This is a genomic window from Streptomyces sp. CA-179760 (assembly GCF_050937045.1).
Lineage (GTDB): Bacteria > Actinomycetota > Actinomycetes > Streptomycetales > Streptomycetaceae > Streptomyces.
In genome coordinates, this window is the sequence record NZ_JBNJLZ010000001.1 from 3,271,247 (window position 1) to 3,286,270 (window position 15,024).

Below are 15,024 nucleotides of genomic sequence, written 5' to 3' on the forward strand. Positions count from 1 at the left end.
CGATGAGCCACGCCACCCAAGTGCCGCAGCTGCGGCCCGCACCCGGTCACAGCGGCGCGGCCCCGGCCGCGCCGCCCCCGGCACGACGCCGCGCCCGCTCCCAGCAGTGGGCCGCCTGGGCCTTCCTCACCCCGGTGACGCTGTACCTCGTCCTCTTCTACGCCTATCCCCTCTACCGCAACATCGACCTGAGCCTGCGCGACTACACCGTGCGCTCCTTCGTCCAGGGCGACGCGCCCTTCACCGGCCTGCACAACTACCGGACCGTCTTCGACGACCCGGCCTTCGCACCCGCTCTGCTCCACACCGTGGTGTTCACCGTCGTGTGCCTGGTCTTCCAGTACGTCATCGGCCTGGCGCTCGCGGTCTTCTTCCACCAGCACTTCCGGCTCTCGGCCACGCTGCGGGCCCTGTTCCTGGTGCCCTGGCTGCTGCCGTTGATCGTGTCGGCCTCCACCTGGTCGTGGATGCTCAACAGCGACTCCGGTGTGGTCAACGCTCTGCTGAGCGCCGTCGGCGTGGACCCGGTGAACTGGCTGACCTCGCCGTCCTGGTCGCTCACCTCCGTGATCATCGCCAACATCTGGATCGGCATCCCGTTCAACCTGGTCGTCCTCTACAGCGGCCTGCAGTCCATCCCGGCCGGCCTGTACGAGGCCGCCGCCCTCGACGGGGCAGGCCCCTGGCGGCGGTTCTGGAGCATCACCTTCCCGCTGCTGCGCCCGGTGTCCGCGATCACCCTGCTGCTCGGGCTGGTCTACACGCTCAAGGTCTTCGACATCATCTGGATCATGACCAAGGGCGGCCCCGCGGGAGCGTCCACGACCTTCGCCACCTGGTCCTACCAGCTGGGCTTCGGCAACCTGCTGCCCGCCTTCGGTCCGGGCGCGGCCGTCGGCAACCTGCTCGTGGTGGCCGCCCTGGTGTTCGGCCTGGTCTACGTCCGGGTGCAGAGAAAGCAGGCGCTCTCATGACCCGAAGCGGCAAGCGCACACAGGGAAAGACGACCACACGTACCTGGGGCAAGACGACCATAGGCGTCCTGCTGACCGCCATCATGCTCTTCCCGGTCTACTGGATGCTGAACGTGTCCCTCACCCGCGACCAGGACATGCGCAAATCCCCGCCGGACCTCTTCCCCGTCCACGGCACCCTGGCCGGCTACCGCACCGTCCTCGACGAGCAGTTGCCCTACCTCGGCACCAGCCTCGTCATCGGCCTGGGCACCGTCGCCCTGACCGTGGCCCTGGCCGCCCCCGCCGGCTACGCGCTGGCCAAACTGCGCCCACGCGGCGGCGGAGTGCTGAGCTTCCTCCTCCTGACCGCCCAGATGATCCCCGGCATCATCATGGCGATGGGCTTCTACGCCATCTACCTCCAGCTCGGTCTGCTCCAGTCCGTCCCCGGCCTGATCGTCGCCGACTCCACCCTGGCCGTCCCCTTCGCGGTCCTCATCTTCACCGCGTTCATGTCCGGCATCCCGGGCGAACTGCTCCAGGCGGCGAAGACGGACGGTGCCGGCCCCTGGCGCACCTTCCGCTCGATCGTCCTGCCGATGAGCCGCAACGCCGTCGTCACCGTGTCGCTCTTCGCGTTCCTGTGGTCCTGGTCCGACTTCGTCTTCGCCAGCACCCTGGTCAACGGCGGCGCGCGGGAGCCGATCACTCTCGGCATCTACCACTACATCGGCAACAACAACCAGGAGTGGAACGCCATCATGGCGACCGCCGTCGTGGCCTCGCTGCCGGCCGCGGTCATCCTCGTCCTGGCCCAGCGCTACGTCGCCGCCGGCGTGACAGCCGGTGCGGTCAAGGACTGACGGTGCGGTCCAGGACCCACGACGCGGTCACGAACCGGCCCCCACACGATCCCTGCTCGAGAAACGAGTGCCCCTTCATGACCGCCGACCGCTCCGGCCCGGCCTTCTCCGTCCAGGACATCCCGTTCAGCACGTACGGATCCTGGTTCGACATCTCCCCCGTGGTGGCGGAGAAGACGTACGCCGAAGACCTCCACCTCGTCTCGCACCAGAACGGCATGCACGCCGTCCTGAGCCTGACGCCGCTCGACCGGGCGACGGGCGAGCGGGCCGAGACCCGGGTGGAGGCCACTCCCGCCCTGCTGAGCTGGATCGGCATCAACAGGCCAGGCCGCATCGACCTCGCCTACGAGTCGCCGGACACCGTCCGTCTGCGCGGCACGGCACTGTCGCTGCGCGTCTCCGCGTCCGCCCACACCCTGACCCCCTTCAGCGGCACGTACTTCTTCCGCGACGCGGCCACCGACGCATACGTCTTCACCTCGTACGAGACCGGACGCCGCTACCGCGTCACCGTCCTGTCCGGCACGGTGGCCCACACCTACGGCGACCAGGCCCTGGGCACCGCCGACCGCGGCCTCACCGTCACCGCCGGCCCGGACGACCCCTGGGAGATCGCGGTCGAGGAACTCGACACGGCCCGCCCGCCGTACGTATCGACGTCACTCTTCGGCAAGATCGCCGAGACGGCGCGGAACGCCTTCGCGGACTTCGCCGACGCGGTGGCCCCCTGGCGCTCCTCGGCCACCCCGGCCGCCGAACTCGCCGCCTACGTCGTCTGGTCCGCGACCGTACGCCCGGCCGGACTGGTCCCCCGCCCCGCCGTCCTCATGTCCAAACACTGGATGGACAAGGTCTGGAGCTGGGACCACTGCTTCAACGCGCTCGCCCTGGCCCCCGGCTGCCCCGAACTGGCCTGGGACCAGTACCACCTGCCCTTCGACCACCAGGACGAGACCGGGGCGCTGCCCGACTCGGTGACCCACTCCGAGGTCCTGCACAATTTCGTCAAACCGCCCATCCACGGCTGGGCCCTCGGCCACCTGCGCCGCCGCCTGCCCACACCCCCGACCGCACTGAACTGGCCGAGACCTACGACCGGCTGGAACGCTGGACGACCTTCTGGCTCACCGCCCGGCGCACCCCCGGCGCGGCGCTCCCCCACTACCACCACGGCAACGACAGCGGCTGGGACAACGCCACCACCTTCGACCCCGAACGCGTGGTCGTCACCGCCGACCTGGCCGCCTTCCTCATCCTCCAGCTGCACGAACTCGCCGCCCTGGCCGCGCACTTGGACAGACCGGACGACGCCCACCGCTGGACCCGGACCGCCGAGTCCACCCAGACGGCCCTGCTCGAAGAACTCTGGACCGGCGAGGACCGGTTCGCCGCCCGGGGCGTTGGCAGCGGGAACACCTGGCACAGCGCCGGCCTCCTCGACCTGATGCCCATCGTGCTGGGCGAGCACCTCCCGGCCCGGATCAGCGACATCCTGGCCGACCGCATCGCGGCGCACCTGACCCCCCACGGCCTGGCCACCGAGCTGCCGACCTCACCGCACTACCTGTCCGACGGCTACTGGCGCGGCCCGATCTGGGCCCCCGCCACGGTCCTCATCGAAGACGGCCTGCGCCGGGCCGGCCACCACCGGCTGGCGGCCGACATCAGCGCCCGCTTCCGCACCCTGTGCGAGACCCATGGCTTCGCCGAGAACTTCGACGCCCTGGCGGGCACGGGCCTCAGGGACCGCGCCTACACATGGACCGCCAGCAGCTATCTCCTCCTCGCGGAAGCGGCCGCCGGCCAAGGTCGGGTTTCCGTTTCTGGACGTTGAGTCACCGCCCGCTGCTCCGCTGCCATCGGATCTCGCCGTCGCGCCCTTCGTCGGTGGGCGTGAGCCCGGCGGCAGTGGCGACGGCCGCGGATGCCCGATGTTCGGGGTGGATGTGGGCGATGACCGTGTGCACCGGCTGCCGGCAGAGCCAGTCGACGAGTCCTCGGGCCGCCTCGGTGGCGATGCCCCTTTCCCTGCCACGGGGTCCCCACCACCCAGGCGACCTCGGCGAAGAGGCCGTGGCCGGAAGGGCTGACCGTGGCCTGGACGGTGCCCGCCAGACAGGACTCGTCACGGAGCCGGATCACCCAGTTCAGCCAGGAGACGGCCGGGTCGGGAGAGCCCGCGGTCAAGCGCGCGTAGCGCGAGCGCAGGCTCTGCGGGGTGTCCGGCATGCCACCGATGAAGGTGTGCAGGGCGGGGTCGGCCAGCACCGCGGCCATCTCCTCGGCATGATCGACGTACAGCGGCAGCAGGTCCAGCCGACTGACGCCGATGGCCTGGGCCTCGATGGTGTTCACGCCGCGGCCATCTCTTCGTCCCTCGCCCCCGCCAGGGCATCCCTCACCCGTGCGACGGCGCCGCTCACCTCAGTGCACGTGCCCGCCGGCCGCAGGCGCCGCGTTCTTGACCGTCAGGGGCAACAGCTTCTTCCCGGTCGGGCCGATCTGGATCTCCGTGTCCATCTGCGGACACACCCCACAATCGAAGCACGGCGTCCACCGGCAGTCCTCGACCTCGGTCTCGTCGAGGGAGTCCTGCCAGTCCTCCCAGAGCCAGTCCTTGTCCAGGCCGGAGTCGAGGTGGTCCCAGGGGAGGACCTCCTCGTAGGTGCGCTCACGGGTGGTGTACCAGTCGACGTCGACCCCGAACCCCGGCAGCGTCTTCTCGGCGCACGCCATCCAGCGGTCGTACGAGAAGTGCTCGCGCCAGCCGTCGAAGCGGCCGCCGTCGTCGTAGACCGCGCGGATGACCGCGCCGATGCGGCGGTCGCCGCGGGAGAGCAGGCCTTCGACGATGCCCGGCTTGCCGTCGTGGTAGCGGAAGCCGATGGAGCGGCCGTACTTCTTGTCGCCGCGGATCTTGTCCCGCAGCTTCTGCAGCCGGGCGTCCGTCTCCTCGGCGGAGAGCTGCGGGGCCCACTGGAAGGGCGTGTGGGGCTTGGGGACGAAGCCGCCGATCGAGACCGTGCAGCGGATGTCGTTGGCGCGGGAGACCTCGCGGCCCTTGGCGATGGCCTTGGTCGCCATGTCGGCGATCTGGAGGACGTCGTCGTCGGTCTCGGTGGGCAGGCCGCACATGAAGTACAGCTTCACCTGGCGCCAGCCGTTGCCGTAGGCGGTGGAGACCGTGCGGATCAGGTCGTCCTCGGAGACCATCTTGTTGATGACCTTGCGGATGCGTTCCGAGCCGCCCTCGGGGGCGAAGGTGAGGCCGGAGCGGCGGCCGTTCCTCGTCAGCTCGTTCGCCAGGTCGATGTTGAAGGCGTCCACGCGGGTGGAGGGGAGGGACAGGCCGATCTTGTCCTCCTCGTAGCGGTCCGCCAGGCCCTTGGCCACGTCGGCGATCTCCGTGTGGTCCGCCGAGGAGAGGGACAGCAGGCCCACCTCCTCGAAGCCCGTCGCCTTCAGGCCCTTGTCGACCATGTCGCCGATGCCCGTGATGGAGCGCTCGCGGACCGGGCGGGTGATCATGCCGGCCTGGCAGAAACGGCAGCCGCGGGTGCAGCCGCGGAAGATCTCCACCGACATGCGCTCATGGACCGTCTCGGCCAGCGGGACCAGGGGCTGCTTGGGGTACGGCCACTCGTCCAGGTCCATGACGGTGTGCTTGGAGACCCGCCACGGGACACCACTGCGCTTTGGTACGACACGGGCGATCCGGCCGTCCGGCAGGTACTCGACGTCGTAGAAGCCGGGGACGTAGACCCCGCCCGTCCGGGCGAGGCGGAAGAGGAGTTCCTCGCGGCCGCCGGGGCGGCCCTCCGCCTTCCAGGCGCGGATGATCGCGGTGATCTCCAGGACCGCCTGCTCGCCGTCGCCGATCACCGCGCAGTCGATGAAGTCGGCGATCGGCTCGGGGTTGAACGCCGCGTGGCCGCCGGCCAGGACGATCGGGTCGTCCAGGCCGCGGTCCTTGGACTCCAGCGGGATACCGGCCAGGTCGAGGGCGGCCAGCATGTTCGTGTAGCCCAGCTCCGTGGAGAAGGACAGGCCGAACACGTCGAAGGCCTTGACCGGCCGGTGGCTGTCCACCGTGAACTGCGGGACGGCGTGCTCCCGCATGAGCTCCTCGAGGTCCGGCCACACGCTGTAGGTGCGCTCGGCGAGGACGCCCTGCTGCTCGTTCAGGACCTCGTAGAGGATCATGACGCCCTGGTTGGGGAGACCGACCTCGTAGGCGTCCGGGTACATGAGCGCCCAGCGGACGTCACAGGAGTCCCACTCCTTGACCGTGGAGTTGAGCTCCCCGCCGACGTACTGGATCGGCTTCTGCACATGCGGGAGCAGAGCTTCGAGCTGCGGGAAGACCGACGCAGCGACTTCGGCAGGCATGTCGCGCACCTTCGTGGGCTGGACTGTACTGACAGGGGTGACCATCCAGCCTAACGTGATCGCGGGGCGTCTCCGTACGCCCGAGGCTCAGAGACCGGCCGTCCCGTCCTTGATCCCGTCCCAGAAACCGGGCAGTTCGGCCTCCACACGCGCGGCCCGCTGCTCCTCCCTCTCGTGGAGCAGGCCGTAGGTGAAGGCGCTCTCCCCCGCCGCGTGGGCGACCGCCGACAGTTCGCGGAGGATCTGCCGGGCCATCACACTGTCCTGGTGCTCGCCGAGCAGGTTCTGCAGCGCTTTCATGGACTTGACCAGGTGCTTGGCCGGCTTGCCGAGGGCCGGTTTACCGGCCTCGGCCGCGTAGCGGGTGCGCTTGGTCTTCTTGCGGGCCTCGTGGATCGCGACGTCACGGTCGGTGCCGGGCTCCAGTTCCCGTGCCTGCTGGACCAGCCCGGTGACCTTGCGGAAGTCCTTCTTGACGGCTTTGGCGATCACCTTGCGAGGTTTCCTGCCGGCTGCCTTCAGGAGCGGCGGGTCGGCGATCAGTGCGTCCAGGGTGTCGAGCAGGGCGAGGTAGCGGCGGGAGTCCAGGATGCCGAGGAGCTTGCCGCGGGCCCCGTCGTGCTCGGCGCTCGACCAAGAGTTGATCCGCTCCGGCACCGGGCCGCGGACCAGGCCGGCGGGCACCCCGTCGAGGGCCGCCGTCAGCCGCTCGGTCAGCACTTCCCGGTCCCGGTCCAGGCCCAGCTCGCCGGCCAGCCACTTCAGCTCGTCGCCGACCGGGTCGGTGACCTCACGGTCGAGGACCTCGCCGAACGACTTGAAGGTGCTGCGCAGCCGTCGGGTGGCCACGCGCATGCTGTGCACGGAGTCCTCGGCGTCCCGGCGGACGGCCGGGTCGAGCTCGACGACCGCGTCGCGCTGGGTGCGCACATAGGCGAGCACATGGTCCCCGGCGGTGACCGGCTTCCCGGCGGAGGCAGCCGGGCGCTTCTTGGCCGGCACCGTCTCCGCGAGGGCGCGGGCCAGCTTGGACGCCGACGCCGAGGGCCGTACGCCCGCCTTGCGCAGCCGTTTCTCCACCTTGTCGAGCAGGGCCGGGTCGCCGCCGTCGGCGAGTTCCACCTCGATCTCGGTCCACTGTGCCTCGCCGCCGCCGGCCGTGAGCCGCTCGGCGTGTACGGCGTCGACGGCGACCTCGGCGAGCAGCCCGCCGTCGGCGTCCACGAGGTGGCGTACGTCACGCTCGCAGCGCAGCCGGACCACGGGCAGCAGCTCGGTGCCTCGGACGCGGGAGCGGACGAGCCCGGCGAGTTCCTCGGGGAGGGTGTCGGAGAGCGGGGCGTGCAGCTCGTCGCGGACGCCCGGGGCGACCGGGAACTTCAGATGCCAGCCGGAGTCGGAGCCGCCGGTGCGGCGGCGCAGGGTGACGGACGACGCGGCGAGGCGTTCGTCGACTGTGTCGTAGTAGGTGGCGTCGAGGTGGGCGACACCCTTGCCGACAAAGGCCGCGGCCCCGGCAACGCCGGTCAGGTCGGGTAGCCCGCTCTCATCGGATTCGTACTTGCGCTCGATCTCGCGTTTCGTCTCCGCCATGAAACAAATCTAGCGTCACGTCAGGCCGTCAGCAGAGCCCGCATCTCCTCGCCGTCCGGGAACGGCGCGTCCTTCGCCGTGCGGGAGACGAGGTACACGTGGGCGTCCTCGAACTGGTGGTACGACAGTGGCTCCGGGCCCTGTCCGACGATCAGCACGTTGTGTTCCAGGCGCCAGCTGACGTACCGGGTGTCGTACCTGGGCTGCCGGATGTCGTGGTCCGGCAGCCCAAGCCTCTCGGTGAAGCGCCGCACGACGGTTCCGTAGTGGGCGTCGAACTCCGGTCGCCAGGCGCCCTCCTCGCTGGTCCAGCCGGGAAGGGGGCCCCAGCAGTCCTCGTCGAGCAGGCCGCCGTCGACCGAGTAGAGGTAGGCGAACGGCAGGTAGAGCGAGCCGTCGCCGTCGCAGGTGACGAAGTGGCCCTGCGGGGTGACGTGGGTGGCGTCGGGGACATCGGGTGTGTCCTCGTACGCCGGTCCCCGCACCGCCTTCGACCAGTCGGGCCAGCCGGCCTCACGCATCCGCGCCTCGATGGCGTCGTCATCGGTCAGGTCCAGCTCCGCCAGTGCGAGGAGATGGCTCACCAGTTCCTCGGTCACCGGACACCGGGCCACGAACTCCCCGGACATTCCGCTCCCCCGTTCAGGCCGCTAGGCCGACATCGGCCGCTGCACCCGGATCGACTGCAGCAACCCCACCGCTATCCACACGGCGAACATCGACGAACCGCCGTACGACACGAAGGGCAGCGGCAGGCCGGTGACCGGCATGATGCCGAGCGTCATGCCGACGTTCTCGAACGTCTGGAAGCCGAACCAGGCGACGATGCCCGCGGCCACGATCGTGCCGTACAGGTCGCTGGTGTCCCGGGCGATGGCGCAGGCCCGCCACAGGACGATGCCGAGGAGCAGGATGATCAGGCCGCCGCCGAGGAAGCCCAGCTCCTCTCCCGCCACGGTGAAGACGAAGTCCGTCTGCTGCTCGGGGACGAACTGGCCGGTGGTCTGTGAGCCGTGGAAGAGGCCGGAGCCGGTCAGTCCGCCGGAGCCGATGGCGATGCGGGCCTGGTTGGTGTTGTAGCCGACGCCCGCCGGGTCGAGCTCGGGGTTGGCGAAGGCGGCGAAGCGGTTGATCTGGTAGTCGTCGAGCACCCCGAGCTGCCAGACGGCGATCGCGCCGATGGCGCCCGCGCCGATCAGGCCGAAGACCCACCGGTTGGACGACCCGGAGGCGAGCAGCACGCCGAGCACGATGATGACCATGACCATGACCGACCCGAGGTCGGGCATGAGCATCACGATCAGCATGGGCACCGTGGCCAGGCCCAGGGCCTGCACGACCGTGCGGTGATCGGGGTACTGCTTGTCGCCCGCGTCGACCCGGGCCGCCAGCAGCATCGCCATGCCCAGGATGATCGTGACCTTCACGAACTCCGAGGGCTGCAGGGAGAAGCCGCCGGGGAGTTTGATCCACGAGTGGGCGCCGTTGATCGTGGAGCCGAGCGGGGTGAGCACCAGCAGGATCAGCAGGACCGAGAGGCCGTACAGGATCGGCACGGCCGTGCGCAGGGCGCGGTGGCCGAGCCAGATCGTGCCGGCCATCAGGGCGAGGCCGATGCCGGTGTTCAGCAGGTGCCGGATGAGGAAGTAATACGGGTCGTCCTGGTTGAGCTCGGTGCGGTTGCGGGTGGCCGAGTAGACGAGGAGCGTGCCGAGCAGCGACAGGGCCAGCGCCGACAGCAGGATCGGCCAGTCGAGCCGCCGCACGACCGAGTCACGGGCGAGGAGCCGGGTCCAGCCGGAGCGCTCGGGCCCGTAGCCGGAGACCTGGAAGCTGTTCACACCGCCGGTCATGTCGTCGGCCTCCGGCTTCCCCTGCGGCGCCGCCGCCTTCGGGTGTCACGGTTCTCCGGTGTCGGTGGAGCGGCCGTCGCCGGCTGGAGCGGGTCGGCCGGGGCGTTCGGGTCCTTCTTGTCGGCCTGCTGGTCCTTGGCCGGGTCCTTGGCCACCTTCGGGGAGGAGATGGTGCCGTCGGTCCTGACCTTCGGCAGGGCCTCCTGCGGGGTGGGCAGCAGGGCCTTCTTCTTGTTGATCTTGCCGTCCTCGGAGACGCCGTACAGCGCGTTGTAGATGTTGCGGACGGCGGGGCCCGAGGCGCCGGAGCCCGTACCACCCTGGGCGATCGTCATGACGACCGTGTAGTCCTTGGTGTAGGTGGCGAACCACGAGGTCGTCTGCTTGCCGTAGACCTCGGCCGTACCCGTCTTGGCGTGCATCGGGATCTTGTCCTGCGGCCAGCCGCCGAACCTCCAGGCGGCCGTACCGCGGGTGGCGACTCCCGCGAGGGCATCGTCTATCCGGTCGCGCGTCGTCTTCGTCATCGGCAGCTTGCCGTGCGACTTGGGCTCGATCGGCGTGACGGTCCTGCCGTCGGCGCTGATGACGGCCTTTCCGACGGAGGGATCGTAGAGGGTGCCGCCGTTGGAGATGGCTCCGTAGATGGTGGCCATCTGGATCGGTGTGACGAGGGTGTCACCCTGGCCGATGGAGTAGTTGACGGAGTCACCGGCGCGCAGACGGTTGCCTTCGAGGCAGTTCTCGTAGGCGATCTTCTCGGCGTAGCTGCCGTTGCGCTTGCCGGTGCGGCACCAGACGTCCTTGTTGGCCTTCCAGTAGTCCAGCTTCCACTGGCGGTCGGGGATGCGGCCGGTGACCTCGTTGGGCAGGTCGATGCCGGTCTCCTTGCCGAGGCCGAACTGGTGGGCGGTCTTGTAGAACCAGTCGTTGGTCTTCTTCTTCGGCTTGGCGCCGCCGTCGCGCTTCCACTCCTCGTGGGAGAGCCGGTAGAAGACGGTGTCGCAGGAGACCTCCAGGGCGCGGCCGAGGCTGATCGGGCCGTATCCCTTGGACTCGAAGTTCTTGAAGACCTGGCCGCCGAGGGAGAACGAGCTGGAGCACTGGTAGGGGCCGTCGAAGGAGTAGCCGGCGTTGATCGCGGCGGCCGTCGGGACGACCTTGAAGATGGAGCCGGGCGCCGACTGGCCCTGGATCGCGCGGTTGAGCAGCGGGTAGTTGGAGTTCTTGCCGGTGAGCCGCGCGTAGTCCTTGGCGGAGATGCCGCCGACCCAGGCGTTGGGGTCGTAGTTCGGGTTGGACGCCATGGCGACGACCCGGCCCGTCTTGGCCTCCATCACCACGACGGCACCGGAGTCGGCCTTGTAGTTGGTGCCGGTGTTGCGGTCGTTCTGCTTGCGGGCTTCCTTCATGGCCTCGTTCAGCTGGTACTCGGCGATCCGCTGGACGCGCGAGTCGATGCTGGTGACGAGGTTGTCGCCCGGGTGGGTGGGGTCGGCCTCGGCCTGGCCGATGACGCGGCCGAGGTTGTCGACCTCGTAGCGGGTGACGCCGGCCTTGCCGCGCAGCGCCTTGTCGTACTGGCGCTCGAGGCCCGAGCGGCCGACCTGGTCGGAGCGCAGATACGGCGAGTTGGTGTTCTGCGCCTGCTTGATCTCCTCGTCGGTGACCGGCGAGAGATAGCCGAGGACCTGGGCGGTGTTGGCCTTGCCCGGGCTCGGATAGCGGCGCATGGCCTCCGGCTCGGCGGTGATGCCGGGGAAGTCCTCGGCGCGCTCGCGGATCTGCAGGGCCTGCTTGGGCGTGGCCTCGTCGGTGATGGGGATCGGCTGGTACGGCGAGCCGTTCCAGCAGGGCTGGGGCGTCTCGGAGTCGCACAGCCGGACCTTCGCCATGACCTCCTCGGGCTTCATGCCCAGGACCTTGGCGAGCTTGGCAAGGACGTCCTTGCCGTCGTCCGGCATCTTCAGCAGGTCGGTACGGGACGCGGAGACGACCAGCCGGGTCTCGTTGTCTGCGAGGGCCACACCGCGCGCGTCCAGGATCGAACCCCGGACAGCGGGCTGGACGACCTGCTGGACGTGGTTCCCGGACGCCTCCTTGGCGTACGCCGCGCCCTCACGGATCTGGAGGTACCACAGGCGTCCGCCGAGCGTGAGCAGGAGGGAGAGGACGAGAACCTGGATGACGACGAGCCGGATCTGGACCCGTGTGTTCCGGCCGGTCTCGGGAATGTTGGTCACTGCGGCTGCCTCCCCCTCTCGGTGTGCGTGCGGATGGTCGGATACGACGGTGTGTCCGGCCACAGGTGCGCCGGTACGAGTGATGAACGGCCGGCCCCTGAGCAGGCGTTCCGACTGGAGGCTCTCGTTCGGGTGAACTTCGCTGCGTTCACAGCCGCTTGACCCCCTTGATGCGCCCGGCCCGCGCCATCCGGGCCCGAGCCGCCTTCACCCGCAGCCCGTTCCGCTGACTGCCGATCTTCAGGCCGGTGCCGCCGGAGAGCCAGCCGTTCGAGATGTCGGTGGCCTTGCCACCGGAGCCCGAATCGGCGAGCGGATCGTTCTCGGCGCGCCGGGCCAGGGCCATGATGCCCGGCACGACGAACGGGGCGAGCAGCAGGTCGTACAGGGCGGCCGTGAACAGCAGGCTGCCCAGGCCCACATGGCGGGCGGCGGTGTCCCCGACGAGGGCGCCGACCCCGGCGTACAGCAGGGTCGTGCCGATGGCGGCGGCGACCACCACGACCATGGGGCCGGTGGCGGACTTCAGCCGGCCCGTCTCCGGCTTCGCCAGGCCGGCGAGATAGCCGATGAGGCACAGCACAAGGGCGTACCGCCCGGCGGCATGGTCGGCGGGCGGGGCGAGGTCGGCCAGCAGGCCCGCGCCGAAGCCTACGAGGGCACCGCCCACATGGCCGTAGACCAGGGCGAGGCCGAGGACGGTGAGGAGCATCAGGTCGGGCACCGCGCCCGGCAGGTGCAGGCGGGCGAGGACGCTCACCTGGATCACCAGGGCGACGACGACCAGGGCGGAGGAGAGCAGGATCCGGTTGACGCGCATGAGGTGACAGCTCCTACTGCTCTTGCTGGTTCTGGCCGTCTGCGGGTGCCTCGGCGGACGGCGTCACGGTCACCGTCACCGTCGGCCTGGGGGTGGGCTTGGGTTTGGGCGGGAGCACCGTGTCGCGCGGGTCCTTCTTCGGGACTTCGACGACGACACCGACGATGTCGAGCTTGGTGAAGCTCGCGTACGGCGTGACAAAGAGCGTGCGGGTCAGGCCGCCGCCGGACGGGTCGACACGCGAGACCACGCCGACGGGCACGCCGGGCACGAACGGCCGGTCGGCCTGCGAGCCGAAGGTGACCAGACGGTCGCCCTTCTTCACCTCCGCCTTGCCGTTGAGGAGTTCCACGCGCAGCGGGCGGTCGCCCTGCCCGGAGGCGAAGCCGAGCTCGTCGCCGGACTCCATCCGGGTGCCGACCGTGAAGTCGGGGTCGCTGGCGAGCAGGACCGTGGCGGTGTTGGGCCCGACGGTGGTGACCCGGCCGACGAGCCCGTCCCCGTTCAGGACGGTCATGTCGCGTTTGATGCCGTCGTTGGCGCCGACGTCGACGGTGATGGTCCAGGAGAAGCCCTGCGCGGCGCCGATGGCGATGACCTGGGCGCCCTTGATGCCGTACTGGCCGGTGCCCGCGACCTTCAGCATCTTGTCGAGCTGCTTGAGGCGGCTGCGGCTGCGGTCGTCGCTGCCGAGCCTCGCCTTCAGGGCGGCGTTCTCCTCTTCCAGCACGGCGAGCCGGTCGTGCCGGTCGCCGGATTCACGGATGGCGGAGACCGCGTTGCCGACCGGGTCGACCGCGGCCGAGACACCGCTCTCGATCGGGCCGAAGACCGTCGCAGCGCCCTGTCGGGCACCGTCGACGGGCGAGTCCTCTCCACCGCGGATGTCCACCGTGATCAAAGCGAACGCGATGGCGATCAGCAGCACCAGGAGCAGCCGACTCTCTCGTGTGTCCCTCACGTGCGGCGGCCGTGCCCTTCCTCATAGGAATTCAGGGAGCCCCAGGGAAACCCGAGGGGCTGCTTTGTGGGAGCTTATGCCTCTATATCAACGATCCGCCGCACGAGAGGAGATCGTCCCGTACGGCGGAATCGAAGAGTTATGTCATCTGCGCGGCTGGGCGTCCAGCACCTGCTGGAGCGCCTCGAACTCCTCGACGCACTTACCGGAACCGAGAGCCACGCTGTCCAGCGGATCCTCCGCGATATGGATCGGCATACCGGTCTCCCGGCGCAGCCGCTCGTCCAGGCCCCGGAGCAACGCCCCGCCACCGGTCAGAACGATTCCCCGGTCCATGATGTCGCCGGACAGCTCCGGCGGACACTTGTCGAGGGTCGTCTTGACGGCGTCGACGATCGCGTTGACCGGTTCCTCGATCGCCTTGCGGACTTCGGCCGCGGAGATGACGACGGTCTTCGGCAGCCCGGACACCAGGTCCCGGCCACGGATTTCGGTGTGCTCGTCGGAGTCGAGGTCGTACGCCGAACCGATCGTGATCTTGATCTGCTCGGCCGTCCGCTCACCCAGCAGGAGGGAGTACTCCTTCTTGATGTGCTGGATGATCGCGTTGTCCAGTTCGTCGCCCGCGACCCGGATGGACTGGGCGGTGACGATGCCGCCGAGGGAGATGACCGCGACCTCCGTGGTGCCGCCGCCGATGTCGACCACCATGTTGCCCGTGGCCTCGTGGACCGGCAGGCCGGAGCCGATGGCCGCGGCCATGGGCTCCTCGATGATGTGCACCTGGCGGGCGCCGGCCTGGGACGACGCCTCGATGACGGCGCGGCGCTCGACGCCCGTGATGCCCGAGGGCACACAGACGACGACCCGCGGACGAGCCAGATACCGCCGCTTGTGGATCTTCAGGATGAAGTAGCGGAGCATCCGCTCGGTGATCTCGAAGTCGGCGATCACGCCGTCCTTCAAAGGACGAACGGCAACGATGTTGCCGGGCGTGCGCCCGATCATCTTCTTCGCTTCGGCCCCGACCGCGAGGATGCCACCGGTGTTGGTGTTGATCGCGACGACGGACGGTTCGTTGAGTACGATCCCGCGACCCCTGACGTACACCAGCGTGTTGGCGGTCCCGAGGTCGACAGCCATGTCACGGCCGATGAACGACATTGAGTTCCCCATCAGGATTCGTCTGGCCTTCCCACTAGCTTTTGAGGGCTTTTCAGGTAGGCAAAGGTGGGTGCTGTGACGTGAAGGCTTCCATCGTAGACGCGCCTTCGCGAACACTGCGGGAGGGTCTCCGCCAATGTCAGCAGATGCTGTGCGGGTTCGCTTGTGGAGACGGGCGT

General features: G+C 69.4%; 10 protein-coding genes and 2 pseudogenes. 3 read left to right on the forward strand and 9 right to left on the reverse strand.

The window, feature by feature from the left end:
- Positions 1 to 2 precede the first annotated feature (2 nt).
- From ACQEV8_RS14625 to ACQEV8_RS14635, 3 genes and pseudogenes are all read left to right on the forward strand, one after another.
- Entirely contained in the window at positions 3 to 974 is a 972-nt protein-coding gene (locus tag ACQEV8_RS14625; RefSeq protein WP_432960226.1) for a carbohydrate ABC transporter permease, read from the forward strand.
- Complete coding sequence (locus ACQEV8_RS14630; protein WP_432960228.1) at positions 971 to 1,819, forward strand: carbohydrate ABC transporter permease; 849 nt, start codon at positions 971 to 973, stop codon at positions 1,817 to 1,819. Before ACQEV8_RS14625 ends, ACQEV8_RS14630 begins: the two co-directional genes overlap by 4 nt.
- A gap of 77 nt (positions 1,820 to 1,896) precedes the next feature.
- Positions 1,897 to 3,656: pseudogene (locus ACQEV8_RS14635) on the forward strand (amylo-alpha-1,6-glucosidase).
- A 1-nt stretch (position 3,657) separates the two neighbouring features.
- Here the strand turns inward: ACQEV8_RS14635 and ACQEV8_RS14640 are convergent.
- The 9 genes and pseudogenes from ACQEV8_RS14640 to ACQEV8_RS14680 form a co-directional block, all read right to left on the reverse strand.
- Positions 3,658 to 4,177: pseudogene (locus ACQEV8_RS14640) on the reverse strand (GNAT family N-acetyltransferase).
- A 69-nt stretch (positions 4,178 to 4,246) separates the two neighbouring features.
- On the reverse strand, positions 4,247 to 6,211 hold the full coding sequence (locus ACQEV8_RS14645; protein WP_432960230.1) for a TIGR03960 family B12-binding radical SAM protein: 1,965 nt from the start codon (positions 6,209 to 6,211) through the stop codon (positions 4,247 to 4,249).
- Between the two features lie 87 nt (positions 6,212 to 6,298).
- Positions 6,299 to 7,804 carry a CHAD domain-containing protein gene (locus ACQEV8_RS14650; protein ID WP_432960232.1) on the reverse strand — a complete coding sequence of 502 codons (1,506 nt, stop codon included), beginning with the start codon at positions 7,802 to 7,804 and terminating at the stop codon, positions 6,299 to 6,301.
- A gap of 20 nt (positions 7,805 to 7,824) precedes the next feature.
- On the reverse strand, positions 7,825 to 8,433 hold the full coding sequence (locus ACQEV8_RS14655) for a hypothetical protein (RefSeq protein ID WP_432960234.1): 609 nt from the start codon (positions 8,431 to 8,433) through the stop codon (positions 7,825 to 7,827).
- Positions 8,434 to 8,454: 21 nt separating this feature from the next.
- Positions 8,455 to 9,657 carry a rod shape-determining protein RodA gene (gene rodA, locus ACQEV8_RS14660; protein WP_432960236.1) on the reverse strand — a complete coding sequence of 401 codons (1,203 nt, stop codon included), beginning with the start codon at positions 9,655 to 9,657 and terminating at the stop codon, positions 8,455 to 8,457.
- Entirely contained in the window at positions 9,654 to 11,900 is a 2,247-nt protein-coding gene (gene mrdA, locus ACQEV8_RS14665) for a penicillin-binding protein 2 (protein WP_432960238.1), read from the reverse strand. Before mrdA ends, rodA begins: the two co-directional genes overlap by 4 nt.
- Before the next feature lie 148 nt (positions 11,901 to 12,048).
- The gene (mreD, locus tag ACQEV8_RS14670; RefSeq protein ID WP_432960240.1) at positions 12,049 to 12,720 is read right to left on the reverse strand and encodes a rod shape-determining protein MreD; all 672 of its coding nucleotides are present in this window, start codon (positions 12,718 to 12,720) and stop codon (positions 12,049 to 12,051) included.
- 13 nt (positions 12,721 to 12,733) lie between these two features.
- Complete coding sequence (mreC, locus tag ACQEV8_RS14675; RefSeq protein ID WP_432960242.1) at positions 12,734 to 13,681, reverse strand: rod shape-determining protein MreC; 948 nt, start codon at positions 13,679 to 13,681, stop codon at positions 12,734 to 12,736.
- Between the two features lie 144 nt (positions 13,682 to 13,825).
- Complete coding sequence (locus tag ACQEV8_RS14680) at positions 13,826 to 14,845, reverse strand: rod shape-determining protein (protein ID WP_004001297.1); 1,020 nt, start codon at positions 14,843 to 14,845, stop codon at positions 13,826 to 13,828.
- Positions 14,846 to 15,024 lie beyond the last annotated feature (179 nt).